The 26,915-nt window shown below is 51.6% G+C and carries 26 protein-coding genes and 3 tRNA genes; 25 read left to right on the top strand and 4 right to left on the bottom strand.

Features of this window, described 5'->3' with window-relative positions; genetic code table 11:
• The first annotated feature begins 84 nt into the window (after window positions 1–84).
• Genes RHOLA_RS02840 through RHOLA_RS02850 form a run of 3 tightly spaced genes read left to right on the top strand, consistent with a single transcriptional unit; the run spans window position 85 to window position 2,472 of the window.
• Complete coding sequence (locus tag RHOLA_RS02840; protein WP_158384491.1) at window positions 85–1,191, top strand: cation:proton antiporter; 1,107 nt, start codon at window positions 85–87, stop codon at window positions 1,189–1,191.
• 9 nt (window positions 1,192–1,200) lie between these two features.
• On the top strand, window positions 1,201–1,671 hold the full coding sequence (locus tag RHOLA_RS02845; protein WP_038502215.1) for a ribose-5-phosphate isomerase: 471 nt from the start codon (window positions 1,201–1,203) through the stop codon (window positions 1,669–1,671).
• A gap of 3 nt (window positions 1,672–1,674) precedes the next feature.
• Complete coding sequence (locus RHOLA_RS02850; protein ID WP_038502217.1) at window positions 1,675–2,472, top strand: Fpg/Nei family DNA glycosylase; 798 nt, start codon at window positions 1,675–1,677, stop codon at window positions 2,470–2,472.
• Between the two features lie 56 nt (window positions 2,473–2,528).
• Here the strand turns inward: RHOLA_RS02850 and RHOLA_RS02855 are convergent.
• Window positions 2,529–2,602: transfer RNA gene (locus tag RHOLA_RS02855), tRNA-Gly, on the bottom strand.
• 80 nt (window positions 2,603–2,682) lie between these two features.
• Between RHOLA_RS02855 and RHOLA_RS02860 the strand changes: the two genes are divergently transcribed.
• The 6 genes from RHOLA_RS02860 (at window position 2,683) to RHOLA_RS02885 (ending at window position 8,026) form a co-directional block, all read left to right on the top strand.
• Window positions 2,683–2,758, top strand: a tRNA-Pro gene (locus tag RHOLA_RS02860).
• Between the two features lie 63 nt (window positions 2,759–2,821).
• Window positions 2,822–4,138, top strand: a complete 1,317-nt coding sequence (gene tig, locus RHOLA_RS02865) for a trigger factor (RefSeq protein WP_038502218.1) — start codon at window positions 2,822–2,824, stop codon at window positions 4,136–4,138.
• Between the two features lie 130 nt (window positions 4,139–4,268).
• Complete coding sequence (locus tag RHOLA_RS02870) at window positions 4,269–4,850, top strand: ATP-dependent Clp protease proteolytic subunit (protein ID WP_038502220.1); 582 nt, start codon at window positions 4,269–4,271, stop codon at window positions 4,848–4,850.
• An 11-nt stretch (window positions 4,851–4,861) separates the two neighbouring features.
• Window positions 4,862–5,497, top strand: coding sequence for an ATP-dependent Clp protease proteolytic subunit (locus RHOLA_RS02875; RefSeq protein WP_038502222.1), 636 nt, complete (start codon window positions 4,862–4,864; stop codon window positions 5,495–5,497).
• Between the two features lie 76 nt (window positions 5,498–5,573).
• A complete protein-coding gene (clpX, locus tag RHOLA_RS02880) occupies window positions 5,574–6,848 on the top strand; it encodes an ATP-dependent Clp protease ATP-binding subunit ClpX (RefSeq protein WP_038502224.1) in 1,275 nt (424 codons plus the stop codon).
• A 5-nt stretch (window positions 6,849–6,853) separates the two neighbouring features.
• Window positions 6,854–8,026, top strand: coding sequence for a benzoate/H(+) symporter BenE family transporter (locus RHOLA_RS02885; RefSeq protein ID WP_051636227.1), 1,173 nt, complete (start codon window positions 6,854–6,856; stop codon window positions 8,024–8,026).
• Here the strand turns inward: RHOLA_RS02885 and valS are convergent.
• A complete protein-coding gene (gene valS / locus RHOLA_RS02890; protein WP_051636228.1) occupies window positions 8,023–10,650 on the bottom strand; it encodes a valine--tRNA ligase in 2,628 nt (875 codons plus the stop codon). The two genes, RHOLA_RS02885 and valS, sit on opposite strands and share 4 nt — an antisense overlap.
• A gap of 84 nt (window positions 10,651–10,734) precedes the next feature.
• Here valS and ileS point away from each other — a divergent pair, with 84 nt between their 5' ends.
• From ileS to ndk, 4 genes are read left to right on the top strand one after another with little or no spacing between them, the layout of a single operon-like run.
• A complete protein-coding gene (gene ileS / locus RHOLA_RS02895) occupies window positions 10,735–13,980 on the top strand; it encodes an isoleucine--tRNA ligase (RefSeq protein WP_038502225.1) in 3,246 nt (1,081 codons plus the stop codon).
• A complete protein-coding gene (locus RHOLA_RS02900) occupies window positions 13,977–15,350 on the top strand; it encodes a bifunctional folylpolyglutamate synthase/dihydrofolate synthase (protein ID WP_227818799.1) in 1,374 nt (457 codons plus the stop codon). The genes ileS and RHOLA_RS02900 overlap by 4 nt, the downstream gene beginning before the upstream one ends.
• Window positions 15,343–15,720, top strand: a complete 378-nt coding sequence (locus tag RHOLA_RS02905; RefSeq protein ID WP_051636229.1) for a DUF4233 domain-containing protein — start codon at window positions 15,343–15,345, stop codon at window positions 15,718–15,720. Before RHOLA_RS02900 ends, RHOLA_RS02905 begins: the two co-directional genes overlap by 8 nt.
• The gene (gene ndk / locus RHOLA_RS02910) at window positions 15,721–16,131 is read left to right on the top strand and encodes a nucleoside-diphosphate kinase (RefSeq protein WP_038502227.1); all 411 of its coding nucleotides are present in this window, start codon (window positions 15,721–15,723) and stop codon (window positions 16,129–16,131) included.
• 45 nt (window positions 16,132–16,176) lie between these two features.
• On the opposite strand, the gene RHOLA_RS02915 is transcribed toward ndk, so the two are convergent.
• Window positions 16,177–16,806, bottom strand: coding sequence for a vitamin K epoxide reductase family protein (locus tag RHOLA_RS02915; protein WP_051636230.1), 630 nt, complete (start codon window positions 16,804–16,806; stop codon window positions 16,177–16,179).
• 284 nt (window positions 16,807–17,090) lie between these two features.
• Here RHOLA_RS02915 and RHOLA_RS02920 point away from each other — a divergent pair, with 284 nt between their 5' ends.
• The 11 genes from RHOLA_RS02920 (at window position 17,091) to RHOLA_RS02970 (ending at window position 25,879) form a co-directional block, all read left to right on the top strand.
• The gene (locus tag RHOLA_RS02920) at window positions 17,091–19,349 is read left to right on the top strand and encodes an Rne/Rng family ribonuclease (RefSeq protein WP_038502228.1); all 2,259 of its coding nucleotides are present in this window, start codon (window positions 17,091–17,093) and stop codon (window positions 19,347–19,349) included.
• A 118-nt stretch (window positions 19,350–19,467) separates the two neighbouring features.
• The gene (rplU, locus tag RHOLA_RS02925; protein ID WP_038502229.1) at window positions 19,468–19,776 is read left to right on the top strand and encodes a 50S ribosomal protein L21; all 309 of its coding nucleotides are present in this window, start codon (window positions 19,468–19,470) and stop codon (window positions 19,774–19,776) included.
• A gap of 14 nt (window positions 19,777–19,790) precedes the next feature.
• Window positions 19,791–20,045 carry a 50S ribosomal protein L27 gene (rpmA, locus tag RHOLA_RS02930; protein ID WP_038502231.1) on the top strand — a complete coding sequence of 85 codons (255 nt, stop codon included), beginning with the start codon at window positions 19,791–19,793 and terminating at the stop codon, window positions 20,043–20,045.
• Between the two features lie 97 nt (window positions 20,046–20,142).
• Window positions 20,143–21,663, top strand: a complete 1,521-nt coding sequence (obgE, locus tag RHOLA_RS02935; protein ID WP_038502232.1) for a GTPase ObgE — start codon at window positions 20,143–20,145, stop codon at window positions 21,661–21,663.
• Complete coding sequence (proB, locus tag RHOLA_RS02940; protein WP_038502233.1) at window positions 21,664–22,449, top strand: glutamate 5-kinase; 786 nt, start codon at window positions 21,664–21,666, stop codon at window positions 22,447–22,449. It abuts the gene before it with no gap.
• A gap of 21 nt (window positions 22,450–22,470) precedes the next feature.
• On the top strand, window positions 22,471–23,718 hold the full coding sequence (locus RHOLA_RS02945; RefSeq protein ID WP_038502235.1) for a glutamate-5-semialdehyde dehydrogenase: 1,248 nt from the start codon (window positions 22,471–22,473) through the stop codon (window positions 23,716–23,718).
• 56 nt (window positions 23,719–23,774) lie between these two features.
• Entirely contained in the window at window positions 23,775–23,963 is a 189-nt protein-coding gene (locus RHOLA_RS02950; RefSeq protein ID WP_051636231.1) for a hypothetical protein, read from the top strand.
• A 23-nt stretch (window positions 23,964–23,986) separates the two neighbouring features.
• Window positions 23,987–24,574: a nicotinate-nucleotide adenylyltransferase gene (gene nadD, locus RHOLA_RS02955; protein ID WP_038502237.1), complete on the top strand. Its 588-nt coding sequence runs from the start codon at window positions 23,987–23,989 to the stop codon at window positions 24,572–24,574.
• A complete protein-coding gene (locus RHOLA_RS02960) occupies window positions 24,571–25,386 on the top strand; it encodes a hypothetical protein (RefSeq protein WP_038502238.1) in 816 nt (271 codons plus the stop codon). The genes nadD and RHOLA_RS02960 overlap by 4 nt, the downstream gene beginning before the upstream one ends.
• Before the next feature lie 14 nt (window positions 25,387–25,400).
• Entirely contained in the window at window positions 25,401–25,769 is a 369-nt protein-coding gene (gene rsfS, locus RHOLA_RS02965) for a ribosome silencing factor (protein ID WP_038502240.1), read from the top strand.
• A 37-nt stretch (window positions 25,770–25,806) separates the two neighbouring features.
• Window positions 25,807–25,879, top strand: a tRNA-Ala gene (locus RHOLA_RS02970).
• Between the two features lie 89 nt (window positions 25,880–25,968).
• On the opposite strand, the gene RHOLA_RS02975 is transcribed toward RHOLA_RS02970, so the two are convergent.
• A complete protein-coding gene (locus tag RHOLA_RS02975) occupies window positions 25,969–26,193 on the bottom strand; it encodes a DUF167 domain-containing protein (protein ID WP_038502243.1) in 225 nt (74 codons plus the stop codon).
• Window positions 26,194–26,215: 22 nt separating this feature from the next.
• Between RHOLA_RS02975 and deoC the strand changes: the two genes are divergently transcribed.
• Window positions 26,216–26,911 carry a deoxyribose-phosphate aldolase gene (gene deoC / locus RHOLA_RS02980; RefSeq protein ID WP_038502245.1) on the top strand — a complete coding sequence of 232 codons (696 nt, stop codon included), beginning with the start codon at window positions 26,216–26,218 and terminating at the stop codon, window positions 26,909–26,911.
• The last annotated feature ends 4 nt before the right edge of the window (window positions 26,912–26,915 follow it).

Genomic DNA, 26,915 nt, shown 5'->3' on the forward strand with positions numbered 1-26,915 from the left:
GGGATGGTGTTCACCGCGACAAATTCGACATGGGTCGAAAGTATGGCCCTTGCCGAAATCGGCTTAGTGCTCCTAGGACTAGGTGTGGCTGCATACATCGCTGTTCGAGTAAAGATTTCAGTAGTGCCTTTTTATTTGGTAATCGGCCTCATGCTTGGAAAAGGGGGGCTATACCCACTTGACTTGAGTGAAACATTTCTTGATACCGGCGCTCAACTAGGTGCAATTCTGCTGCTACTGATGCTTGGCCTTGAGCACTCGGGTCCAAATCTGGCCTCGGCGTTCATGGAACGTAAATCCATTGGAGCAATAGATTTCGCTTTGAATGCGGTCCCTGGAGCGCTAATTGGGTTGTTGCTTGGTTGGGGAATACTGGGCGCCGTGGTTTTAGGTGGAATCACTTATGTGAGCTCTTCGGGAATCGCTTCGCAGATGATGAAGGAAACTGGTTGGCAACGCTCCGAGGTTTCTCGAAGGGTCACCACGGTACTGGTGGTTGAAGATTTGACCCTGGCTCCTTACTTACCTCTGCTCACGACCTTGGTCGCTGGTGCAGGAGCAATCGCCGGATTCCTATCGGTCAGTTTTGCGCTTTTAGTCACCGCAATTGCGCTGATTATTTCTTTCAAAGGTGAAAACGCCCTTGGCAAAATACTCAATACCCAAGCCCAAGGTGGCCTACTTCTGACTGTCTTTGGTGCTGCGCTGCTGGCTGCCGGCTCAGCTGAGTTAGTTGGCTTCTCGTCTGCCGTTGCAGCTTTTCTCGTGGGGCTTGCGTTGACGGGAGAGGTTGCCTTGGCGGTTCGACTTAGGCTTTCTCCACTGCGAGATCTTTTTGCAGCAATTTTCTTTTTGTTCTTTGGTCTAAGTGTTTCACCCGTGGAAATGTTGCCGGTATTGCCGCTTGCACTTCTGCTAGCGGTTTTGGGTATTGCTGGAAAGATGTATGTGGGTTGGAACATCGCAAAAGACATGTCTGATGGTTCAGCTTGGAAAAGAGCTGGGGCGTTCCTGATTCCGCGCGGTGAGTTCTCAATTGTCATAGCAGGTCTTGCTGCATCGACTAGCTTTGGTAGTCAGTTACAAGCACTAACCATCACCTACGTGCTGCTAACTTCAATCGCCGCCTCAATTGTGCTTCGAGCAGTTCGCAGTAGCTTCGAACGCGCCAGAGCCAAATCAAAGGCTTAAACTAAGAGCATGCGAATCCACATTGCCACCGATCACGCCGGCTTGGAATTGAGTCACTTTCTGATTCGTGAGTTGACCAAGCAGGGACACGAAGTTTTTGATCATGGGCCAACTTCATACGACCCGCTGGATGATTACCCAAGTTTCTGCATCAATGCCGCTTTAGCAGTAGTTGCCGACGAAAAAGCCGGATCAGAAGCGCTGGGCATTGTCTTGGGTGGGTCTGGAAACGGTGAACAGATTGCTGCCAATAAGGTCAAGGGCATTCGTGCCGCCCTGGCTTGGAATGACTCAACCGCAAAGCTTGCCCGCGAGCACAACAACGCAAATGTTATTGCCGTGGGAGCGCGCCAGCACTCTCAAGAGGAAGTGCTTCACCTAATTGAACTTTTCATTTCAGAGCCATTTAGCAATGATGAGCGCCACGTTCGCCGAATTGGCAAAATTTCCAGCTACGAGCAGACCGGCGACATCCTCTGATAAATGCCTGAAGGACACACGGTTCATCGAACCGCAAACCAGTTCAACAAAATATTTGCGGGCAATTCTGTAGTTGTTGAATCTCCTCAGGGTCGATTTCGCGATGGGGCAGAAAACATCTCTGGCCAAACGCTCGTGAACGCCAGGGCAATTGGCAAGCAAATGTTCCTAGAGTTCAACAACGACCTAACGCTGAGAATCCACCTTGGCATCTATGGCAAGTGGTCATTTATGAATCACGATGGCGAACTACCAGAGCCTATGGGGCAGGTGCGAGCAAGGTTCAGCAACCAGGCCTCGTTTGCTGATCTTCGCGGGCCCACAGTTTGTGAGGTAATTACCCAACACGAGGTGAAGGCCGTAGAACAGCGACTTGGACCAGATCCCCTGAACCCCAACCCCAGGGGTGCGGAAATGAATCGCTTTATTCACAGGGTAACCAAGAGCAAGACACCGATAGGGCTTGCACTAATGAACCAAGAGGTCATCAGTGGCATCGGCAATGTTTACCGGGCCGAAATTCTTTTTAGGGCTGGCATAAATCCGCACACTCCTGGCACTCAGGTAAGCATCGAGCAGTTGACTCAGATCTGGAACGATTCGGTGCAGCTTTTGAAGGTTGGCGTCAAAACGGGTTTTATGATCACGCGTGACGAACTCTTTACCAAACGCCCAAAGAAAGATGAGCGAAATTTCGTCTATAAACGCGAGGGGCTTCCCTGCAGAAAATGTGGCACCAATATCAGCATCGAAATCATGGCTGCCCGGAAACTGTATTGGTGTGTCAGCTGCCAGTCGTGAGGTTTCGTTTCAAAACAAAAAAGAAGACCCTGTATTACTAGGGTCTTCTTTTGGTTTGGAGCGGGCGACGGGAATCGAACCCGCACCATCAGTTTGGAAGACTGAGGCTCTACCATTGAGCTACGCCCGCGGGTATTGGCTGGTTTTTTCACAAAACCGACGCAACCACTCCATTCTATGGGATAGACTCACTGAGGTTGTTCAATCAACCGGGGTGTAGCGTAGTGGCTAGCGCGCCTGCTTTGGGAGCAGGATATCGCAGGTTCGAGTCCTGTCACCCCGACCAATTTATGAAATAAAACCGGCTCGTCTTCATTGTGAAGGCGGGCCCTTTTCAGAGGAAGAGCCCTTGAAAACTGCTGTCGATCGCATCAAACCAACTCGCGCAAAACTTACCATTGAGGTAACTCCTGAGGAGTTCCGCCCGAGTATTGATCACGCTTACGAGCACATTGCTGAGACCGTGAACATTCCCGGTTTCCGCAAGGGCAAAATTCCTGCTGCTATTTTGGATCAGCGCGTGGGACGCCCTGCAATTCTGGCTCACGCGATCAACGACGGTCTAGACAACATTTATCGTCAGGCATTGGAAGAATCAAAGCTGCGCCCACTTGGTCAGCCTGCAGCGGACATTAAGCAGAGCCCTGACGAAAAGACTTTTGCTGGAAACCTGATTGTTGAGATTGAGGTTGAGGTTCGTCCAGAACTAAACCTCAAGGAGTACAAGGGTCTAAAAATAAAGGTTGATGAGGTAAAGGTTGAGGCAAAAGAAGTCGAAGCCGAGCTAGACGCGTTACGCTCACGATTTGGCAGCCTTAAGACCGTGGATCGCCCTGCTAAGAAGGGTGACTTCACCACTATTGACCTAAAGGCAGTTGTTGATGGAAAGACCATTGACTCGGCTGAAAACATTTCGTACGAAATTGGTTCTGGCAACCTGCTTGATGGTATCGATGAGGCGCTTGACACTCTTACTGCCGGTGAAGAAACCACCTTCAAGTCAAAGCTTGTGGGTGGCGACAAAGCCGGAATGGAAGCTGAGATCTCTCTGAAGCTAACTGCGGTCAAAGAGCGCGAGCTTCCGGCAGCTGATGACAAGTTTGCTCAACTGGCCTCTGAATTTGACACCATTAAAGAGTTGAAGGCTGATCTGGAAAAGCAGATTGAACGCTCAAAGGGTTACGGCCAGGGTATTCAGGCTCGCGACCTAGCAACCGATAAATTGCTTGAACTGATCGATGTTCCAGTATCAGAGGAATTAGTCGAGGCAGATGTGCACCGCCACCTTGAGGGTGAGGGTCGACTTGAAGACGCACAGCATCGCGCAGAGGTTCTTGAGCAGAGCACAAAATCTTTCAAGGTCCAAATGGTTCTAGATGCTATTGCAGAAAAAGAAGAAATTAAGGTTGATGAACAGGAACTAATTCAATACTTGGTTCAGGCCTCTCAGCAGTACGGCATGGCACCTAACGACTTCATCAAGACCATCAGTGAGCAGGGTCAGGTTCCGATGTTTGTGGCGGAAGTTTCTCGTCGCAAGGCGCTGGCTCTGGTTGTCGAAGCGGCTGAAGTTACCGACTCCAAAGGTGGCAAGGTTGATCTTTCCGAATTCACCAAGTTAGACGCAGGTTCAGTTGATGACCACGAGGGCCACGACCACGCCTAATTAAACTGTTTTTGAAAACCCCGCCTATTTTGGGCGGGGTTTTCGCTTTAGCCACGGGCGAACACGTCAGGTCTTAAGTGCTTTTTGCGGTTATCTTTGACAGGCAACCTCAAGAACTAGGAGTACTTCAATGGCTGACCAACCAAAAGGACAGAGCAGTACATTCGACCGCCTGCTAAAGGATCGAATCATCTGGCTTGGCACCGAAGTCAGAGATGACATGGCAAATGAGATTTGTGCCAAAATTTTGCTTCTAGCCGCAGAGGATTCGCAGAAGGACATCTACCTGTACATCAACTCCCCGGGTGGTTCAATCACCGCCGGTATGGCGATTTACGACACAATGCAGTACGTGCCAAACGACATCGTGACTGTAGGTATTGGAATGTGTGCCTCGATGGGTCAGTTCTTGCTGTCATCGGGGACTAAGGGCAAGCGCTACGCAACCCCAAACACTCGTGTTCTGCTGCACCAGCCGCATGGTGGCTTTGGCGGTACCGCATCAGACATCCAGACTCAGGCTGAGTTGATCATGTCTATGAAGCGCCAGTTGGCTTCGATAACTGCCGAACAAACCGGAAAAACCGTTGAGCAAATCATGGCCGATGGTGACCGCGATCGTTGGTTTAGCGCAGAAGAGGCCCTTGAGTACGGATTTATTGACCACATTCAAAAGTACGCTGCAAGCGCCACTGGCGTTGGAAACAAATAAGGAATACACCGATGACCAATCCAAACGTTTTCCAGAGTCCAGAAGCTCGCTACATTCTTCCAACTTTCGAAGAGCGCACCTCATATGGTTTTAAGCGCCAAGATCCCTACAACAAGCTGTTTGAGGATCGAATTGTTTTCCTTGGTGTGCAGGTAGATGATGCATCTGCTGACGACATCATGGCCCAATTATTGGTACTTGAGTCGCAGGACCCAGACCGCGACATTACAATGTACATCAACTCGCCTGGTGGTTCATTTACCGCGATGACCGCAATCTATGACACCATGCAGTACATTCGGCCTCAAATTCAGACGGTTTGTCTTGGCCAAGCGGCGTCCGCTGCGGCTGTGTTGTTGGCAGCCGGTGCTCCGGGCAAGAGACTGGCGCTACCAAATGCACGAGTCCTAATCCACCAGCCGTCCTCGGGTGATTCTGGCCGTGGTCAAGCGTCAGACATTGAGATTCAGGCTAAAGAAATCATGCGTTTGCGCGAATGGCTGGAGGCAACTCTCTCCAAGCACACCAAGCGAAGCGTTGCCGAGGTAAACAAAGACATCGACCGCGACAAGATTCTCACCGCCCCAGAGGCACTCGACTACGGTCTAATTGATCAAGTCCTTACTTCGCGCAAGAACGCGCAGTAAAAAGGCTAAAACGGCTTGAAATTGCGGATGGGCGAGGCTCATCCGCTTTTTCGGTTTGAGAGCATAAGGTTTTTACATGACTAAGCTTGGCGAATCGGGTGACCTACTCAAGTGTTCTTTCTGTGGAAAGAGCCAGAAGCAGGTTCGCAAACTTATAGCCGGGCCGGGCGTTTATATCTGCGATGAGTGCATCGAGTTATGCAACGAAATCATTGAAGAGGAACTTGGTGAGGTTGCCAAGACCGTCGAAGACATTGATCTTCCAAAACCCCGCGAAATCAAGGGCTTCTTAGATGAGTACGTCATCGGCCAAGATCAGGCCAAGAAAGCTCTTTCCGTGGCTGTCTACAACCACTACAAGCGCCTCCGCTCACGCGGAACCTTAACTGCAGCGGGTAAAGACCACGATTCAATCGAGATTGCTAAGTCAAATATTTTGATGATTGGCCCAACCGGCTGTGGCAAGACCTACCTAGCTCAGACTTTGGCCAAGCGGCTAAACGTGCCCTTCGCCGTTGCCGATGCGACCGCACTGACCGAGGCAGGTTATGTGGGCGAAGATGTAGAAAACATTCTGCTGAAACTTCTTCAAGCGGCTGACTTTGACGTCAAGCGAGCCGAAACCGGAATTATTTACATCGATGAGATTGACAAGATTTCACGCAAGGCAGAGAACCCATCAATTACTCGCGATGTTTCTGGAGAGGGAGTGCAGCAAGCACTGCTGAAGATTCTTGAGGGTACCGTTGCATCTGTGCCACCTCAGGGTGGACGCAAGCACCCGCAGCAGGAATTTATTCAGCTAGACACCACAAACGTTTTGTTTATCGTTGCCGGGGCATTCGCAGGTCTTGAGGAGATCATTTCTCAGCGTGCCGGCAAGAAGGGCATTGGTTTTGGTGCGCCAATTTCAGGCAAGCACGATGACATTGAAATTTTCACTGAGGTGCAGCCTGAAGATCTTCGTAAGTTTGGCCTGATCCCAGAATTTATTGGTCGCTTGCCTGTGATTGCAACGGTGACTCCACTTGATCGCCCTGCTTTGATGCAGATTCTGACAGAACCAAAAAATGCTTTGGTAAAGCAGTATCAGCGAATGTTTGAACTGGATGGTTTTGAACTTGAATTCGACAAGGCGGCCCTTGAAGCAATCGCCGAAAAGGCGATCGAGCGCGAAACTGGTGCACGAGGCCTGCGCGCGATCATGGAAGAAATTCTTGGGCCGGTGATGTTCGATATTCCTGGCAGCGAGGTCCAGGGAATCGTCAAGATTACAAAGGCTGTAGTTGTCGATGGCGTCGAGCCACAGACTGTTCCATTCAAAAACGTTCGCCAAGAAAAGTCTGCCTAATCTAAATGTCTAAAATCGGCAGCTTTGCTGATCACCGCGCTCCGTTGCTAGCCGGCACAGTTGCCTCAATCACCGGAACTGCAGCGTCACTTGGCATTGCTTTGTCTGCACTTACAGGACTTGGTGCAACAAAAACTCAAACAACATCTGCGGTTGTGGCTAGCACCGTCTTATTCGGTCTGCTCTCAATCCTGCTTAGCCACCGATACAAGATGCCAATCAGCGTCGTCTGGAGCACACCGGGTGCAGCTCTACTGATCTCGTCGGGTGCAATGGGGTTTCCATTTTCAACTGCAGTCGGCGCATTTCTAGTCTCAGGCTTATTGCTTTTACTAACTGGTCTATGGCCGGCCCTTGGCAGAGCTGTAGCGTCGATTCCCAAGCCCATAGCCTCTGCGATGCTAGCCGGAGTAATTTTTAACTTTTGTGTTGCCTCATTTAAAACAGTCGCAACTTTTCCTCTAATTGTTTTGCCGGCACTTTTGGTTTGGTTGGTTCTTTATAAACTGGCCACAGTGTGGGCTACACCTGCGGCGATGCTGATCATCTTCAGCCTGACCGCTATCAATTTGGGAATCACTGTCCCAGCCGACCAGTTGGCGCCAACCATTGAACTGGTAACGCCTACTTTTGATCTAGCAGCAATTTTGGGTATCGGGATTCCGTTGTACTTAGTCACGATGGCTTCACAAAATATCCCAGGTATTGCAATCATGAAGAGCTTTGGATATGAAATTCCATTTCGTCCGGTAATGATTAGTACGGGTCTGGCTACCCTAATAAATAATTTTTTTGGTGGAATTCCACTCAATCTGGCCGCAATCACTGCAGCGTTGAATGCTAATGAGCATGCTCACAAGAATCCTGCGCGGCGATGGCTTGCTTCAGTATGGGGCGGATATGTCTATTTTGTAATCGCAGCACTCGCAGGCGCAGCGGCGGTTTTTGTAATCCAAGCACCGCGAGACTTAATACTTGCCGCGGCTGGAATCGCACTGATTGGAACGATTGTTAGTTCGTTAAGTTCTGCGATGGAAGATACAACTTTGCGAATTCCAGCCATGATCACTTTTCTAGTTGGAGCGTCAGGCTTATCGGTATTCGATATTGGCTCAGCTTTCTGGGCTCTGATTGCCGGTTTGCTGGTTTGGGCGTGGTTAAGCCTGAAGCGTCCTTAGGCTTCGCTTACCTCAGCCAAAATAATCTGCGTCATTGCCACTTCGTCACCTTCGGCATAAGCCAGGCTCTGAATCTTTCCAACTGACTTCAAATCTGCTTCAAGTAAACGCAAGCTGGTCAGTACCGCAGCCGGAGCCTCGATGGTTGCCGACTCAACAGCTGCCTTCATTGAAGCCTTGGCATCTGACTTTGCCTTGCGCACGCCACCAACTGCAATCGAGGCAAGATCCAGCAAGCCAACATTGCCGGCGTCGATGCCTTCGGTAAGTTCTTCGGCAACCGGCCACGATGCACGGTGAATTGAACCGGCATCCTTTTGCCACCAGCCCCAAACTTCCTCGGTAGCAAATGGTAGGAACGGTGCGAACAAACGCAGCATCACGTGCAGTGCTTTACGAAGTGCAATCGCAGCCGATGCTTGTTGTGCCGCAGTTAAGGTGCCCTCAGCGTTGTAAGCGCGCTCCTTAACTAGCTCAAGGTAGTCATCGGTGAAGGTCCAGAAGAACTTCTCGCTTAGTTCAAGTGCCTTGGTGTGATCGTATGCATCGAAGGCAGCGGTTGCTTCGCGCACCACCTCGGCAAGCGCCAGCAGCATTGCCTGATCAAGTGGCTCGGTAACCTCAGTCGCTCCGGCAGGAACTTCAAATGAAAGTGCAAACTTTGCAGCGTTCAAAAGCTTGATGGCTAGACGGCGTCCAACCTTCATCTGACCTTCATCAAAGGCAGCATCGGTGCCTAGGCGGGCAGAGGCAGCCCAGTAACGAACCGCATCGGCGCCGTGGTTATCGATTGGCTCAGCAGGAACAACTACGTTGCCCTTTGACTTAGACATCTTCTTGCGGTCTGGGTCAAGAATCCAACCAGATATTGCAGCGTTCTTCCAAGGCAACTGACCGTGTTCCTGCTCGCCGCGAAGCAGCGACGAGAACAACCAGGTACGAATGATGTCTTGGCCCTGTGGACGAAGATCGTAAGGGAATACCTTGGCAAACTTCTCTGGGTCTTCGATCCAACCACCGGCAAGCTGGGGGGTTAGTGAGGAAGTTGCCCAGGTATCCATGATGTCCATCTCGCCGATGAATCCACCGGCGATTCCGCGCTGTGACTCCGTGTAACCAGCCGGAACATCAGACGAAGGGTCAACCGGAAGAGTTTCGATTGCCGGAACCAACGGGGCATCGTAGTTAGCCTCACCGTTGGCATCAAGCGAATACCAAACCGGAATTGGCACACCAAAGAATCGCTGTCTCGAAATTAGCCAGTCACCGGTTAGTCCGTTGACCCAGTTTTCAAAACGTACGCGCATGAAGTCAGGTACAAAGTTCAAATCTTTGCCAAGGGCAATTAAACGATCACGTAGGTCTGAATCGCGGCCACCGTTGCGGATGTACCACTGACGAGTAGAGACAATTTCAAGCGGCTTGTCACCTTTTTCAAAGAACTTCACGTCGTGGGTGATTGGCTTTGGTTCGCCAATCATGTCGCCAGATTCCTGCAGCAGCTCAACGATGCGCTGCTTAGCCGAGAAGATGGTCTTGCCAACTAGCTCCGCGTAAATTTCCTTACCGCGTGCAGACATGATCGCATCTGGCATTTCTTCCACGATTCGGCCGTCCCAGCCGATGATTGCGCGGTTTGGTAGGTCAAGTTCGCGCCACCAAATAATGTCGGTCACGTCGCCAAAGGTGCAAATCATGGCGATACCGGAGCCCTTGTCGATCTGAGCCAACCGGTGAGCAACTACCGGAACCTCAACTTCAAACAACGGAGTCTTCACGGTCTTGCCAAATAGGTGCTTGTACCGGTCATCATCGGGGTTAGCAACCAGCGCAACACAGGCCGGCAAAAGTTCTGGGCGAGTGGTCTCGATGAAAACTTTGCCATCCGGACCATCAAAACCAACCTTGTGATACGCACCAGGCTGCTCGCGGTCTTCCAGCTCTGCCTGAGCAACCGCGGTGCGGAAGGTGACATCCCATAGTGTCGGCGCCATTGACTGGTATGCCTCGCCACGAGACAGGTTGTTTAAGAATGCCTTTTGTGAAACAGCAATTGCAGCCGGCGAAATGGTTTGGTAGGTCTGAGTCCAGTCAACCGATAACCCAAGCTTGCGCCAAAGATTCTCAAATTGCTTTTCGTCTTCGACGGTCAGCTTGTCGCAAAGCTCAATAAAGTTGCGACGTGAAATCGGCACCTGATCGGCGGCTTTCGAAGACTTGTTGTCGCCGCCTTCGAACGGCGGCTTGAAGCCCTCAACATAAGGAAGGGTTGGGTCGCAGCGAACTCCGTAGTAGTTCTGCACGCGGCGCTCGGTGGGCAGACCGTTGTCGTCCCAGCCCATTGGGTAGTAAACCTCGTAGCCACTCATGCGCTTGAAGCGGGCAACTACATCGGTGTGGGTATAGCTAAAGACGTGACCTACGTGCAGCGAACCCGATGCGGTTGGCGGCGGAGTGTCAATTGAGTAGATGTTTTCGCGATTGGCCTCGCGACGGAAGCGGTAGACGCCATCTTTCTCCCAGACCAGCCCCCACTTATCTTCAAGGCCCTCGACCGACACCTTCTCTGGTGCGTTGGCAGGGGCCAAGATGTTGCTTGAGAAGCTGGTTTGGGCAGTATTCACGCTGAAAGTCTCCAAGAAAGGGGTTTGTAACAGGTTAACATTAGATACGGAAACCCTTTTGCCTGACTGCCTAGAAAGCCGTGCATGTACCCAAAGAACCACGATTCAACTGCGCCAGCGCGCGAGGGCGTCAACCCTAGCCCCAGTTTTCCGGCAGTTGAACAGCAAATTTTGAACTTTTGGGCCAAAGATGGCACTTTTCAGGCCTCAATTGACCAACGCAAGGAATCTGACGCTGAGGAATTCGTCTTTTATGACGGCCCGCCGTTCGCCAATGGCCTGCCGCACTACGGGCACCTACTCACCGGGTACGCCAAAGACATGGTTCCGCGCTTCAAAACCATGCAGGGTTACCGGGTAGAGCGTCGTTTTGGCTGGGATACCCATGGCCTGCCTGCCGAGGTAGAAGCTGAGCGTCAACTTGGTATTTCTGGTCGCCCAGAAATTGAGAAGTACGGCATCGACAAGTTCAACGATTACTGCCGCACATCGGTGTTGAAGTACACAGAGGAGTGGCGCTCGTACATTACCCGCCAGGCTCGCTGGGTTGATTTTGATAATGACTATAAGACCCTTGACACCAGCTACACAGAGAGCGTGCTTTGGGCATTTAGCGAACTGTATAAGAAAGGTCTGATCTACGAGGGATTCAAGGTGCTGGCTTACTGCTGGCGTTGCGAGACCCCGCTGTCAAACCACGAACTTCGTATGGACGACGAGGTCTACAAGAACCGTCAGGATCAAACTCTTACAGTCACTTTCCCGGTGTCGGCTGGGCAGAAGCTCGAAGGCGTTCGCGTCCTGGCGTGGACCACAACGCCATGGACTTTGCCTACTAACTTCGCACTCGCCGTAGGGCCAGAGATTGAGTACGCGATTGTGCCCGCAGGTGCGGCCGGTGCCGGTGACGGCGGAGCGCCGGGAACCAAGTATTTGCTTTCTAAGTCGCTGGTTGGTGGTTACGCCAAGGATCTTGGCTATGAGTCGGCCGAGGACGCGGTTGCCGCAATCGCAGAGACCCACTTGGGTAGCGCGCTCGCCGGAATTAAGTATGAGCGTCTTTTTGATTACTACGTTGATGCCGAGAAATTCAACACCGATAACGCCTGGCAAATTTTGGTTGACGACTATGTAGGCGATGGCGACGGTACCGGAATCGTTCATCAGGCTCCTGCTTATGGTGAGGATGACCAACGTGTTTGCAACGATGCAGGAATTCCAACCTATGTTTCGATTAATGAGCGCGGTGAATTCAATTCAATCGTGAGCGATTTTGTTGGCCAGCACGTGTTTGACGCCAACAAACCAATTTCACAGCACCTTAAGTCGGCTGGGCGAGTGCTTCGCCAGGCTTCTTACGAGCACTCTTACCCACACTGCTATCGCTGCAAGAACCCACTGATCTACAAGGCGGTTTCATCTTGGTTTGTTGAAACCACAAAGTTGCGCGATCGCATGCTTGAACTAAACCAAGAAATTGATTGGACTCCGGATCACACCAAGGACGGATCTTTTGGAAAGTGGCTAGAAAACGTTCGCGACTGGGCAATCAGCCGCAACCGTTTCTGGGGTGCGCCGATTCCAGTCTGGAAATCTGATGACCCAAACTACCCACGCGTTGATGTGTATGGATCTATGGAAGAGCTTGAGCGTGACTTTGGTGTGCGACCAAGTGACTTCCATCGTCCGGTAATTGACGAGTTGACGCGACCAAACCCTGACGACCCAACCGGAAAGTCAACTATGCGTCGCGTGCCTGAGGTGCTGGACTGCTGGTTTGAATCGGGCTCAATGCCTTTTGCTCAGGCGCACTACCCATTTGAAAACCGTGAGTGGTTTGACTCTCACAACCCGGGAGACTACATCGTTGAATACGTTGGGCAGACTCGCGGTTGGTTCTACACCCTGCATGTTCTCTCAACCGCTTTGTTTGACCGCCCAGCTTTTAAGTCTGCGATTTCACACGGAATTATTTTGGGTAATGACGGACAGAAGATGTCTAAGTCGTTGCGAAACTACCCAGATGTAAACGAAGTCTTTGATCGCGACGGCGCCGACGCAATGCGTTGGTTCCTGCTGTCTAGTCCAATTCTTCGCGGCGGAAATCTTATTGTCACTGAGCAGGGTATCCGTGAGGGCGTGCGACAGGTGCTGCTTCCACTTTGGAACACCTGGTACTTCTTCTCGCTTTATGCCAACGCATCAAACTACGAGGCAAAGTGGTCAACCGCAAGTGAAGATTTGCTAGATCGCTACCTGCTTTCAAAGACTCACGACTTGGTCAACGAAGTTGAAGCTCACCTGAACAAGTTTGATTCTTACTCAGCTTCTGCAAGCCTTCGCGACTTTGCCGATGTGCTGACCAACTGGTACGTCCGCCGCTCACGCGATCGCTTCTGGGAGGGCAGTGAAGCCGCATTCGACACTCTCTATACCGTGCTTGAAATCGTTTCTCGTGTTGCTGCTCCGCTTCTGCCAATGATCACCGAAGAAATTTGGCGCGGCCTAACCGGTGGAAGAAGCGTGCACCTTGAATCTTGGCCAGATGCCAGCAAGCTGCCACACGACGCAGCTTTGGTTGAGGCGATGGACCAGGTGCGCACAGTGTCATCTGTGGCTTCGAGTTTGCGCAAGGCTGCCAGCCTTCGCGTGCGTCTACCGCTGGCCAAGCTAACCGTGGTAACCAAGAACGTGGCAGGGCTCAATCAGTTTGCCGAGATCATCGCCGAAGAGTTGAACGTAAAGAACGTTGAACTTGTGGAGATGTCACTTGATTCAACAACCGAGTTTGGTGTGATCAAGCGAGTAACCGTGAACTCCCGTGCTGCTGGTCCGCGAATTGGAAAGAGCGTGCAGGCGGTGATTCAGGCTGCTAAATCCGGAGACTGGTCAGAGGTTGACGGAACAGTTATTGTGGGCGGAATCGCTCTGATCGAAGGCGAATACGAAATTGATTTGGTCGCAGATACTTCAACCAACACCGATGGCCAAGCTACAGACCACATTGGTATTTTGCCAACCGGGGGCTTCTTGATTCTGGATGGAAAAGTTACCGCCGAGCTTGCAGCCGAGGGATTGGCGCGCGATGTTATTCGTGCTGTGCAGTCTGCGCGTAAGGATGCCGACTTTGATGTGAGTGATCGCATTAAGTTGACCCTCAAGGCGGCAGACGACGTCCTGGCGGCTGTTGCCGAGCACTCGGAACTTGTGAAGAGTGAGACCCTAACCGTTGAGCTTGAAACAATTAGCTCTGGAACTTTGGCTAACTCGGTTGCTGTGGGCGAAGGTCAACAGGTTGAAGTGCACGTTGCAGTTGTGGCGGCCAAGTGATCGAAAACCTAAGCGAAGAGCACTACTGGGCTCTGAAAGCTAAAGAGGTTGAAGACGCGCTGCTTGCTCGCGTTCCCGAAAACAAAATTCGCCCGCGCATTGAACCAACCGCGCGATTAGCTGAGTTGCTTGGGGATCCGCAAAAGGCGTATCGGGTTATTCACGTCACGGGAACCAACGGTAAAACCAGCACCAGCAGATTCATTGAACGCCTGCTTCGCGAACACGGTTTGCGCACGGGTCGTTTCACAAGTCCGCATTTGGTGAAGCTCAACGAACGCATTTCACTTGACGGTGAACCGGTGTCTGATGAGCGTCTTTACAACGTGTGGACAGAGATTGCACCAATCGTTGGTTTGGTCGATGCCGAACTGGAAGCTACCGGCGAAGATGCACTAACTTTTTTTGAAGTGCTTGCGGTGCTTGGCTTCGCAATTTTTGCAGACGCCCCAGTAGACGTGTTGGTTCTGGAAGTTGGCATGGGCGGGGAGTGGGACTCCACAAACGTAGCCGATGGAGATGTTGCGGTATTCACGCCAATTTCCCTTGACCACATGGATCGACTTGGCGAAACCATTGAAGAGATTGCAAAAACCAAAGCCGGAATTATTAAGCCCGGTGCAATTGTGTTGAGTGCGGAACAAAAACCTGAAGCACTGAAGGTTCTTGCAGAGCGCGCCGCTGCGGTTGGTGAAAAATTCTTGACCTATGGCAAAGATTTTGGCGTGACCGCTTCTTCGCTAAATAAACTTGGGCAAACCGTATCGGTACGTTCGGTTGCCGGTGAGTACCACGACCTTAATCTTCCGGTGCATGGAGGTTATCAGGCGCACAATGCAGCTCTTGCGGTCGCAGCGGTTGAGGCGTTCTTAGGCGGTGGCGATCAGCGGATTATGGATGACGTCGTTCGGGCCGCGTTTGCAGATTTCTCGTCTCCGGGTCGACTTCAAATCGTAAATCGCGAGCCACTGACAATTCTTGATGCCGCCCATAACGAAGACGGGGCCAGATCCTTAGTGGGTGCCATGAAGGAGTCTTTTGGTGCTCCTTACGCTGTGGCGGTAGTTTCAATTTTGGCCGAGAAGAACGCCCGGGCGCTGCTTGAAATTCTGGATGACACCTTCGTTGAGTTCATCATTACCCAGTCGGAATCGGCGCGCGCAATTCCAGCTGAAACCCTTGCCGAATTGGCTCGCGAAGTGTTTGGCGGCGACCGCGTGCACGTTCAGGCTAACCCGCAGTGGGCGTTAGCCGAGGCTGCAAAGCTATTGCCACCGACCCTTGGTAGCGCAATTGTGGTCACAGGTTCGGTCACTCTAGTTGGACAGGTCTTAAAGTTGAAGCAAATAGAAGCGGAGCAAGATGCGTAACAAGTCCACCAAGCGAATTCTTGGTTCAATGCTGTTGGCCTTTGAATCTTTTGTCGTCTTCTTCGCGATGCTGGTTGCTTTTGGACTCAAAGTTGCAGATGGTCCAACCGTGTGGGCAATTGGGCTCTCGCTTTCTTTTCTTCTGATCCTCACCCCCGCAATTCTTAGAAAGAAATTTTCATACGCCTGGGGATGGTTCCTGCAATTAGTTGTCGTCTCACTTGGTATCTGGGTGCCGCTGATGTACGTGATCGGTGGAATTTTTATCTGCCTGTGGGCTTGGGCGATGATTGCAGGTGGCACAATTGACACAGCACGTGCGGTTCTTGAACGCCAGGCGGCAGAGCAAGCTTCAACGGAGGAGATCTAAATGACCCAGCAGACACTCGTTCTAATTAAGCCTGACGGTGTAAAGCGAAACCTCATCGGTGAAATTATTTCCCGACTCGAGGCCAAGGGGTACGTGGTTGCAGACCTCAAGAAATTCACTCCAACCAAGGACTTACTGCACAAGCACTATGCAGAACACGAGGGCAAGCCGTTCTTTGAGCCTCTAGTTGAATTCATGTCAAGCGGAGACGTTGTTGCAATCAAACTTGAGGGCCACCGCGTCATTGAGGGCTTCCGTTCCCTTGCTGGTGCAACCGATCCGACCGTGGCACTGCCCGGAACTATTCGCGGTGACCTTGGCCGCGACTGGGGGCTAAAAGTTCAGCAGAACTTGGTTCACGGTTCAGACTCTGAGGAGTCAGCTGCGCGCGAGCTTGCGCTTTGGTTTTAAACGCGGTTCGCAAGCAAACCGCTGTGGTTCTAAGTTTCTAAATATCTAGCTCCAGAGTGATGGCCAACTGGTCCAAAATCGAGCGATGATAATCGCGATGATGATTGCCTCCGTCACCACTGTGAAGACCCAGGCTTTGTCGTAAGCGCGGTCGAAAAATCCAACAAATCTCAGTGGCGTGTCGATAAATCCATCTTTGGCGCCAAACAGAATGACTTTCCAGAACAGTGGCACCATCGCGGCCCATGCAACCATGCAGTAGGGGCAAAGCACACCGATAACAAAGGTGCTTTGAATCCAGAGCCAGATCACAAATACGAAACCAGCGGTAATACCCACTGAAAATAGTCGCCAGAACCACGCCGCAAACTGCGCCCCGGCAAGAATTGCCACTCCCACCGCGATGGGGGCAACGAACGATGCCACGCCAATTAGTGGGTTAGGGAAGCCAAAAAGCGAGGCCTGTGCGGTAAGCATCACGGACTTGCAGGAAATAAATGGGTTCAAATCGCAACTCAAGACGGCTTCTGGGTTGGTGGCCACGTGAATTCGCTCTAAAACTAGCGAAAATGCGGCAAACCAGCCCAATATTCCAGTCCAGATGAGGGTGATGGCAAACCCGCGGGTTGGCGCCAATGTAATACCTTTTGGCTGCTTATCAGCCTTGAATTCCATGCTCACTCTTCCAGTATGACACGCTCAATTGGTGACATTTTTAGGGCCAGGTGTCATACTTAGATGAGTTGAACCCGCCACACCGGGATCGACTGAAGATTTAGCGAGTACCAAGCACTTAGAACGCGTAAGGCCAGATCAAGTTTTGATCAATCGGGCAGCGATAGTCGCAAAACGAGTAGCTCGCCGTTAGTTTTGGTTGTTCACAATCGTGGGCAGCAAGGATTTAAGCCTCAGGGCCTAGTGAGTGTGGCCTAGGTGAGGCAGCTTGGAGTACACCAGAAATGGTGAAAAACGAAGATTCAAACGTACCCGCAGAAGTTTTAGAAACTGCTGCAAAAAAAGTCACTCGTGCACGTGCACCTAAAAAGACCGCCGGTGAGGCATCTGAAAAGCCAAAAAAGGCGCTAATCACAAAAGATTCCGCTGCGAAAAGCGGCAAAGCCGAAAAGAAGGCGAAGGCCGAAAAAGAGCCCGCCTCAGTTGATGAAGTGGTTGAAAAAGCGGCTAAGAAGGCCCCTGCTAAACGCGGTGCCAAGGTAAAGGCTGAGGAAGTTGCAGCCCCGATTACTGCGGCTCCGCTTTCTGCAACTTCCCTAATGTTCATGGCCCCTGATTTGCCGACCCCAAAGGTTTCGGCAAAGGGGATAGCCAACGACAAGAATTCAGACGATTCACACCTACGACGCCGTTCACGTCGTCGCGCCGGTGAAGCAGTAGATATTGATCCAAACGCAGCGCCAAACGTTGTAGTAAAGGTGCGCACTCCGCGTGAGCCAAAGGCACCAAGTAACGAGCCAACACGGGTAAAGGGTTCAACGCGTCTTGAGGCAAAGAAGCAGCGCCGCCGCGACGGTCGCGATGCGGGCCGCCGCCGCACAACCATCACAGAATCAGAATTCTTGGCTCGCCGCGAGGCAGTAGACCGAACCATGGTGGTTCGATCAAAAGACGGCAAGATTCAAATCGGGGTGCTTGAAGATGGAATTTTGGTTGAGCACTATGTTGCCAAGGCATCAGAGGCTTCACTAATCGGCAACGTTTACCTGGGTAAGGTTCAAAACGTGCTTCCTTCAATGGAAGCCGCGTTCGTTGATGTTGGTCGCGGTCGCAATGCCGTGCTTTACTCGGGCGAAGTTGACTGGGAACTTGCCGAAACCGGTAACCAGCCTCGTCGCATTGAATTGGCGCTTAAGTCTGGCGACACCGTGCTGGTTCAGGTAACCAAAGACCCAGTTGGGCAAAAGGGTGCTCGACTGACCAGTCAAGTTTCACTGCCTGGCCGCTACTTGGTTTACGTCCCAAACGGTTCAATGAATGGCATCTCTCGTAAGCTTCCGGATTCCGAGCGCGCCCGCCTGAAGAAGATTCTGAAAGAGATTCTTCCTGAAGATGCTGGGGTGATTGTTCGCACGGCAGCGGAAGGTGCAACTGAAGAACAGTTGACTCTTGATGTTCAACGACTGCAGCAGCAGTGGGAAGCCATCAGCAAGAAGGTTGAAAAGGGGCAGGCCCCGGCGCTGCTTCACAGCGAGCCAGACCTTTTGGTCAAGATTGTTCGCGATGTCTTCAACGAAGACTTCCAAAAGATGGTCATTTCTGGCGATGATGCCCGCGAAGTGATCGAGGAGTACCTTGCTTCCGTTGCCCCAGATCTGCTGGAGCGAGTAGTTAAGCACGAGGGCTACAAGGATGTCTTTGACGAGTATCGCGTTGGCGAGCAGATTGCCAAGGCGCTCGAGCGCAAGGTCTATCTGCCATCGGGTGGTTCGCTGGTTATCGACCGCACAGAAGCCATGACCGTGGTTGACGTAAACACCGGTAAGTTCGTTGGCTCTGGTGGAAATCTTGAAGAAACGGTAACCAAGAACAACCTTGAAGCGGCCGAAGAAATCGTTCGTCAGCTGCGCCTTCGCGATATCGGTGGAATTATCGTCGTTGACTTCATCGACATGGTTTTGGAGTCAAACCGCGACCTAGTTCAGCGCCGCTTGATGGAGTGCCTAAGCCGCGACCGCACCAAGCACCAGGTAGCCGAGGTTACCTCGCTTGGTTTGGTGCAGATGACTCGTAAAAAGCTTGGAATTGGTCTACTTGAGGCGTTCAGTGAGCCTTGCGAGGCTTGTGCTAGCCGCGGTGTGATCGTGCACCACGAGCCAATCATGCGCTCCAAGCACAGCGCGCCGGATGACCAGAAGCCCCAGCAAAATCAGGGTGGCAACAAGAAGAAGAACCGCGACCGCAACCAAAAGCAAGAGACCGTCAAAGTTGTAACTGCCGAGCGTGCCGTCGAAATCAACAATGTGATGACCCAGATTGCTGCATCAACCGTGGCGGCTCACGAGGCAGCGGGCGAGAGTTCGCCGATCACCCTGCCAGCTGCCAAGTTGAAGGGGGATTCCGGGGCCAACACCAATGATGCTCCAGCGGCAGAAAAGATGCTTGAGGCCGTGCTGGACGCGTTGCCAGAGCCAAAAGCACCGGGTCAAGGTCGTCGCAAGCCTAGACGCGCAACCAGTGCTGGGAATGTGTCAGTCGGCTAGCAAAATACTGGCCAAAACGGTTTGACCCCAGCAAATTGGCAATGTAGACTAAATCTTTGTTGCCTGCTGGGTTTTCGCAAGAGCAACAAAATAAGACTTTCGAACAAAGGGTAGATCTGTGGTTTACGCAGTAGTCCGCGCAGGCGGCCGTCAAGAGAAGGTGTCAGTAGGCACCATTGTGACTCTGGACCGAATCAAGGCTGATGCCAACGGCAAGATTGAGCTACCAGCTCTTCTTCTAGTTGATGGCGACAAGGTCACAACCGATGCAGCAGCACTGGCAAAGGTAAAGGTAACCGCAGAAGTTCTAAACGATCTACGCGGACCAAAGATCATCATCCAGAAGTACAAGAACAAGACCGGTTACAAGAAGCGCCAGGGTTTCCGTGCGGAACTAACTCGCGTTCAGGTCAAAGAGATTAAGTAAAGGACTGACTCAAAATGGCTTCCAAAAAAGGTGTTAGTTCCACCCGCAACGGCCGCGACTCAAACGCACAGCGCCTAGGCGTAAAGCGTTACGCAGGTCAAGAAGTAAACGCAGGCGAAATCATTGTTCGTCAGCGCGGCACTCACTTCCACCCCGGTGCAAACATTGGCAAGGGCAAGGACGATACCCTGTTCGCGCTTGCAGCCGGCAAGGTTGAGTTCGGCACCAAGGGTGGCCGTCGCGTTGTAAACATCGTTGAGGCCGCGTAAGGGTCAACCAAATTTTGTAGGAAGGCGAGCCTTTGGCTCGCCTTTCCCATTTCTGAAGCACATCAAATAGCAGCAAATACAAAACTAGGAGGGAATCATGATTCAATTCGTTGATCAAGTGACCCTGCACGTGCGCGCCGGTGACGGTGGCGATGGTTGTGTTTCTGTTCACCGCGAGAAGTTCAAGCCACTTGGTGGTCCTGACGGCGCCGATGGCGGCAAGGGCGGAAGTGTCTCGCTAATTTCTGATCCAAACGTCACGACCTTGCTTGATTACCACTTTCACCCTCACCGACAGGGAGGCGACGGTGGCGACGGCGCTGGAGATTACCGAAACGGATTCCAAGGCGAAAGTGTTCAGCTTCCAGTTCCGGTTGGCACGGTTGTTAAAGATTCCAATGGAAAATTCATTGCTGATCTTGATGAACCCGGAATGGAGCTTGTTATCGCCGAAGGCGGTATGGGTGGTTTAGGCAACGCAGCTCTTTCAAGCACTAAGCGCAAGGCTCCTGGCTTTGCACTATTTGGCGTTCCTGGCTGGCGCGGCGACATAATTCTTGAACTCAAGACTGTTGCAGATGTTGCACTTGTTGGTTACCCATCTGCAGGTAAGTCGTCTTTGATTGCAGCACTAAGTGCCGCACGTCCAAAGATTGCCGACTACCCGTTTACAACTTTGCATCCAAACCTTGGCGTGGTTCAGGCTGGAGACACTCGCTTCACCATCGCCGATGTGCCCGGACTCATCGAAGGTGCCAGCGAGGGCAGGGGTCTGGGGCTCGAGTTTTTGCGTCACGTTGAGCGTTGCGCGGCTTTGCTGCACGTGATTGATTGCGCAACTCTTGAGCCAAACCGTGATCCAATCACTGACCTCGACAAGATTCTTAAAGAACTTGATGCCTATGAAGTTCCAGAGGGTCAGGTTCCGCTGACTCAGCGTCCGCAGCTAATCGCCTTGAACAAGGCCGATGTTCCAGATGCCCTTGAACTTGCCGAGTTTGTGAAGCCAGACCTTGAGGCGCGCGGCTACCGAGTATTCATCATCTCGGCAATCAGTCACTCGGGTCTACGCGAGTTGAATTTTGCGCTGGCTCAGTTGGTGGAAGAGGCACGCAAGGCAAAAGAGACAGAGCCGGTCAAGCCACGAATTCAGTTGATGCAGCAGAAGCGCGACGAGAATAAGTTTGAGATCAAAAAGGAACACGTCGGCGATGAGGTTATCTTCCGTGTGCTCGGCGTAAAGCCAGAACGCTGGGTTCAACAAACTAACTTTGCTAATGAGGAAGCTGTGGGATATCTAGCTGACCGCTTAGCCAAGATTGGTTTGGAGGATCAATTGTTCAAGGCCGGCGCCGAAGCTGGTTCAACCGTGGTCATCGGTCCGGGTCAGGGAATTGTTTTTGACTGGGAGCCAACCATCACATCAGCCGGTGAACTAATTGCCGGGCCGCGCGGTACCGATGCTCGTATGGATCAGCGCGAGCGTCGCACTACAAAAGAACGCCGCGCAAGCTATAAAGAACGTATGGATGCAAAAGCCGCCTTGCGTGAAGAAATGGAAAAAGAAGGCAAGGCCGGTATCTGGTCTACGCCTGAAGATTTTGAAAAGGATCAGTAATTGACTCTTAGAGACAAAAGCGAATTGGCTGTTGCCAAGCGAGTCGTCGTTAAGGTCGGCTCGTCATCGATTAGCGGCGCAAACGCAGACAAGATTCAGTCGCTGGTCGATGCGCTGGCCAAGGCTCATTCTCGCGGTGTTGAGATAATCTTGGTCACCTCAGGAGCAATCGCAACGGCGCTACCAATTTTTAATCTGGATTCGCGACCAGATGACCTTGCCACCGTTCAGGCGTTGGCTTCAGTGGGTCAGAGCAAACTGATTGCTCGGTATCAACAGTCTTTAGACAAGTACTCAATCATCGTTGGCCAGGTTTTGCTCACCGCAGGTGACTTTGAAGTTGAAGAGACTCGCAGAAATGCCAAGGCCACTTTGGATCGACTGGTCAAGCTGCGAGCACTTCCAATCGTCAACGAAAATGACACCGTGGCTACCCATGAGATTAAATTTGGCGACAACGATCGTCTTGCAGCTCTGGTGGCAGTTTTAGTTGACGCCGATGCACTAATTTTGCTCAGCGATGTTGATGCCCTTTACGACATGCCACCAACAAAAGCTGGTGCCAAGCGAATAGAAACAGTGCTGTTCGGCGAAGAACTTGCCGGGGTTGAAATTGGTGGCAGCAGCACCAACGTAGGCACCGGCGGAGCCGTGACCAAAGTCTCAGCGGCTAAAGTTGCAACTGAGGCAGGTGTTAGCGTTTTGCTTACCAACACCGATCAAGTTTCTCTTGCCCTAGACGGTGCTGACATTGGTACCTGGTTTCAGGCCAACCCAAATAAATAAATAACCGAGCAGAAGGCGACCATGACAACCGCACTCGACAAAATTAAGCTGGCGAAGGCCGCAACTGGCTCTTTGGCTCAGGCCGCAACATCAACAAAAAACGAGGCTCTTCGTCAGATCTCTCTCTTGCTGAATGCCCGTGCGGATGAAATCATCTTGGCTAATGACCAAGACATAGCTAACGGTCAGGCGGAATCAATGACCGAGAGCCTGCAGGATCGATTGCGTCTAAACCACGATCGAATTTCTGCCATTGCAGAAGCTGTTTTGAAAATCATCAGCCTGCCGGATCCCATCGGCGACGTGATTCGTGGCATGTCTCTGCCAAACGCTCTGAAGCTTACCCAGGTCCGGGTGCCACTTGGATTAATCGGTGTGATCTACGAGGCACGTCCAAACGTGACGATTGATATTGCGGTGCTGGCAATCAAGAGTGGCAACGCTGTAGTTTTGCGCGGGGGGCGTGCTGCCGAGAATACCAATCGCGTGTTGGTCAAAATTCTCCAGGATGCCTTGGCGATTGCTGGTATCAATGCTGATGCCGTCCAGACCGTTGACGAGTTTGGCCGCGATGGCGGCACTGTAATGATGCAGGCAGTGGGTCTGATAGACGTTTTGATTCCGCGCGGGGGCGCCGGATTAATTCAACAGGTCGTGCAAGAAGCCAAAGTGCCTGTTATTCAGACCGGCGATGGCGTGGTTCACATATACATCGATGAAACGGCCCGTTTGGATTGGTCTGTGAACATCGTGCACAACGCCAAAGTTCAACGCCCAAGCGTGTGCAATGCGGCAGAGACCCTGCTAATTCATGAATCGGCAGTTGAGCGAATTTTGCCGGCGGTGCTCGACAAACTTTCTGAATCTGGTGTCACAATTCACGGTGACGAAATTACTCAGGCAAACTTTTTTGCTGCCGTACCTGCGACGGATGAAGACTGGGCAACTGAGTACCACGACCTCGATATTTCGGTCAAGGTTGTCAAGAATATGGATGAGGCGCTGGCCCACATTGCAAAGTACTCCACGAAGCACACCGAGTCGATAATCACAGAAAATGTGGAGAATGCGGAACGTTTCTTGGCAGAGGTTGATGCATCTACAGTCATGGTTAACGCATCGACCCGTTTCACCGACGGCGGGGAATTTGGCTTTGGTGCTGAGGTGGGAATTTCAACCCAGAAGCTGCACGCCCGTGGGCCGATGGGGTTGCCGGAACTTACCACCACAAAATGGTTGGTTCGCGGATCCGGTCAGGTCAGGGGCTAATTCGGCCAATCTGGCTCTTGCCTAGGTTATTCTTGAACTAGTTCTTAGGAGAAATAATGAACGCAATTCTTGCTTCGGTAGCCGAAGGTGAACACGAGGCCTACGTGACGCTTCCGTTCCCTGGAATATTTTTTGGCGTTATCGCCATGGGAGTATTCCTTCTATTGGGTTGGATCACCTGGTCCTACCGTGACGTGGCCAATCGCCACGAGCACAAGGTAGACGACTCCAAGGCGCACCACTAGGAGCCACCTAGGGCTTTTCTCGCATGAGCAAAATTCGTCTCGGCGTGATGGGTGGAACTTTTGACCCAATTCACTTTGGTCACCTAGTAGCTGCTAGCGAAGCTGCTTCTGCGTTTGGCCTAGATGAAGTTATTTTCGTGCCAGCGGGCGAACCTTGGCAAAAGCAAGCTCAAACGAGTTCAAAACACCGATACGCAATGACTCGATTGGCAATCAGGAAAAACAAGCTTTTCTCGATTAGCGACGTTGATGTAAAACGAACTGGGCCGACCTACACGGTGGATACTTTGAGAGATCTTCGGGCAATCCACCCAGATGCGGAATTCTTTTTCATCACCGGCGCAGATGCAATTTCGAACATCCTCACTTGGAAAGATGTCGACAAGATTTGGTCATTGGCGCATTTTGTTGGGGTCACCAGACCTGGTCACGCACTTAAGCCTCCAGCTGTTCAACCCGGGGTGGTTTCAATTTTAGAAATTCCAGCACTGGCTATCTCGTCGACGGATATTCGTGACAGAGTTAGGTCTGGAAAGCCTATCGACTACCTTCTTCCGCAGCGGGTACTCAAGTACATAGCCAAGCATCATCTATACCGGGGGACTGAATGAACGAGGGGCAGTTTAATTTTCCGCCTCTGACCAGAAACCAATTGTTGCAAATGGGGCGAATTGTTGATGATTCGAATTCGGTTAAGGCGCAAACTGTTGTCGAGGCGGCAGATCATAATTCAACTATTCCAAAAACAACTGTTGCACAGATTGCAACTAGTGGCGTTGTAAATCCATACGCACCAAAAATTGATGCACCAAAAATGGACACTTCGGCAGAAGCGGCGCCAAAAGTCGAGCCCCCACAGTTAGAGTCTCTAAAACTCGAACCTGAAAACCAATTTTCGCAAATCCCAGTTGAGGCGACCACTATAGAACCGGTAACCGAGCAGGTTGAAGCGGCAGCCTACGAGCCGGTATTAGGCGAGGCAGAAGAACCACTTACATCCCAGATTCAGCTTTTTGACGTGTCGCCAAACCTAAACATTGAGCCACAGACCGCCTCGATAATCATTGACAACTTTGAGCCCCTGGATGCGATTTCGATTGCAATTTCTGAAACCGGTGAGTTGCTAAAGACCGGCTCAATCGAATTGCCAAATCTTTCAACCAATACCGGTGAAATTGCCACAATTTTGGATGCCGCTCAGGTGGATGAGGCAATCGCCGCGGATAGCGTAAATGGCTATGTGTCAACAATTGCACCGCTTCGAGCAAGTGGCGTTGTAAACACCGCGGGCAAAATTGGAATCATGCCATCAAGGTCTGCAAAGGGGCAGGGTGGTGGATTCGCGATACTGACACTGTCACTTCTGATGATTACCGCCGGCGGTTTGGTACTGGCAGCGTTTATGCTTGGACTCTTGAAGTAAACCTAAGGACCTAATTGCCCGCAACTAAAAAAGCTATCGAGGTGGCCAACATAGCCGCTGCCGCTGCAGCTGAAAAACTTGCCGAAAACATAATCGCGCTGGATGTCACTGAACCCATGCCGCTAACCGATGTCTTTCTTCTGGCTTCAGGCAGAAATGAGCGTCAGGTTGCGGCAATTGCCGATGAAATTGAGCTGAAGCTACATGAGGCTGGAATAAAGTACCTTCGTCGCGAGGGCAAAGAGACTGGCAGATGGATTCTGCTGGATTTTGGTGACGTTATCTGCCACGTGATGCACGAGGAAGATCGGATGTACTATTCGCTTGAGCGGCTCTGGAAGGACTGCCCGGTCGTAAAGCTGGATGCAGTTCCAACCGCCTAGTTTGTTGTAAACTAAGGGAGTTGCTTTGGCAACGAATGGGCCTATGGCGCAGCTGGTAGCGCACCTGCATGGCATGCAGGGGGTCAGGGGTTCAAATCCCCTTAGGTCCACAAGAATCACCCGTCAACACCGCTCAGGTGCTGGCGGGTTTCTCTTTGCTCAACACGGTCTACTTGTTGCGGCGGAATTTGAAGTCAGTTTAGATGTCCAGAGAAATGCGCTTAATTCTTGAGGTAAAACCTGACTCTATTACGACTCGTGATTTTGATATCTGAAAATGCTTTGCGAGAAGTTCGATGAGCCCTTCGTTTGCAGCGCCATCGACAGCACGTTGCAGCAAATAGACGGTGTAACTGCCATCGTCATTTACCTCAACCAGGGGACCTTTTTTAGAACCCGGCTTGACCAGCACTGTAACTCGCACAAAACAAACTTAGACTGAAACCATGAGTAAGACATACCGCGGCTACACCCTTGAGCAAGTAGCTAAAACCATTGATCATTCAATCCTTAAACCCGACTTCACCTATGCTGACGTGGCTGCGGGCGCTGAGCTGGCGCTCAAGTACAACACCGCTTCGTACTGCATCAGGCCAATGGATGTGGTGGCGGCGGCTAAAGCTTTGGCCGGCAGCAGCGTGAATGTCTGCACCGTGATTGGGTTCCCTCACGGTTCTACAACAACCGCAACCAAGGTTTTTGAAACAATTGATGCCATTGGAAATGGAGCAGTTGAAATTGACATGGTCATAAACGTGTCTGCGCTACTTTCGGGTGACTACGACTTCGTCGAGCAAGACATTCGCGCTGTCGTTGATGCGGCTCACGCCAAGGGAGCATCGGTCAAGGTTATTTTTGAAACTGCGTTTTTGAACGACAGCCAAATCGTCAAAGCCTGCGAACTCACGGAGCACGCCGGCGCGGACTACGTAAAAACCTCAACGGGCTTTGCTAGTGAAGGTGCAACAACTCATAACGTTGCGCTGATGAAGCGGACAGTAGGGGACCGACTCAAGGTTAAGTCTTCCGGTGGAGTTCGAACGCTGGATCAATTAATTGACTACATGGACCTAGGAGTGACCAGATCAGGCTGCTCAGCAACTGGCCAGGTACTTGAAGAGTTCATCGCAAAGGCTGTTTAGTCGA

Origin of the sequence: Rhodoluna lacicola, from assembly GCF_000699505.1 — a bacterium.
Taxonomy (GTDB): domain Bacteria; phylum Actinomycetota; class Actinomycetes; order Actinomycetales; family Microbacteriaceae; genus Rhodoluna; species Rhodoluna lacicola.

What these genes read in the sequence shown, in the direction of transcription:
- RHOLA_RS02920 (WP_038502228.1), top strand. Translation starts at nt 17,091, where the DNA reads ATGGTGAAAAACGAAGATTCAAACGTACCCGCAGAAGTTTTAGAAACT.
- RHOLA_RS02875 (WP_038502222.1), top strand. Translation starts at nt 4,862, where the DNA reads ATGACCAATCCAAACGTTTTCCAGAGTCCAGAAGCTCGCTACATTCTT.
- RHOLA_RS02950 (WP_051636231.1), top strand. Translation starts at nt 23,775, where the DNA reads ATGAACGCAATTCTTGCTTCGGTAGCCGAAGGTGAACACGAGGCCTAC.
- ndk (WP_038502227.1), top strand. Translation starts at nt 15,721, where the DNA reads ATGACCCAGCAGACACTCGTTCTAATTAAGCCTGACGGTGTAAAGCGA.
- RHOLA_RS02885 (WP_051636227.1), top strand. Translation starts at nt 6,854, where the DNA reads ATGTCTAAAATCGGCAGCTTTGCTGATCACCGCGCTCCGTTGCTAGCC.
- RHOLA_RS02960 (WP_038502238.1), top strand. Translation starts at nt 24,571, where the DNA reads ATGAACGAGGGGCAGTTTAATTTTCCGCCTCTGACCAGAAACCAATTG.
- nadD (WP_038502237.1), top strand. Translation starts at nt 23,987, where the DNA reads ATGAGCAAAATTCGTCTCGGCGTGATGGGTGGAACTTTTGACCCAATT.
- RHOLA_RS02870 (WP_038502220.1), top strand. Translation starts at nt 4,269, where the DNA reads ATGGCTGACCAACCAAAAGGACAGAGCAGTACATTCGACCGCCTGCTA.
- ileS (WP_038502225.1), top strand. Translation starts at nt 10,735, where the DNA reads ATGTACCCAAAGAACCACGATTCAACTGCGCCAGCGCGCGAGGGCGTC.
- obgE (WP_038502232.1), top strand. Translation starts at nt 20,143, where the DNA reads ATGATTCAATTCGTTGATCAAGTGACCCTGCACGTGCGCGCCGGTGAC.
- clpX (WP_038502224.1), top strand. Translation starts at nt 5,574, where the DNA reads ATGACTAAGCTTGGCGAATCGGGTGACCTACTCAAGTGTTCTTTCTGT.
- RHOLA_RS02845 (WP_038502215.1), top strand. Translation starts at nt 1,201, where the DNA reads ATGCGAATCCACATTGCCACCGATCACGCCGGCTTGGAATTGAGTCAC.
- RHOLA_RS02945 (WP_038502235.1), top strand. Translation starts at nt 22,471, where the DNA reads ATGACAACCGCACTCGACAAAATTAAGCTGGCGAAGGCCGCAACTGGC.
- rpmA (WP_038502231.1), top strand. Translation starts at nt 19,791, where the DNA reads ATGGCTTCCAAAAAAGGTGTTAGTTCCACCCGCAACGGCCGCGACTCA.
- deoC (WP_038502245.1), top strand. Translation starts at nt 26,216, where the DNA reads ATGAGTAAGACATACCGCGGCTACACCCTTGAGCAAGTAGCTAAAACC.
- RHOLA_RS02850 (WP_038502217.1), top strand. Translation starts at nt 1,675, where the DNA reads ATGCCTGAAGGACACACGGTTCATCGAACCGCAAACCAGTTCAACAAA.
- RHOLA_RS02915 (WP_051636230.1), bottom strand. Translation starts at nt 16,806, where the DNA reads ATGGAATTCAAGGCTGATAAGCAGCCAAAAGGTATTACATTGGCGCCA.
- RHOLA_RS02905 (WP_051636229.1), top strand. Translation starts at nt 15,343, where the DNA reads ATGCGTAACAAGTCCACCAAGCGAATTCTTGGTTCAATGCTGTTGGCC.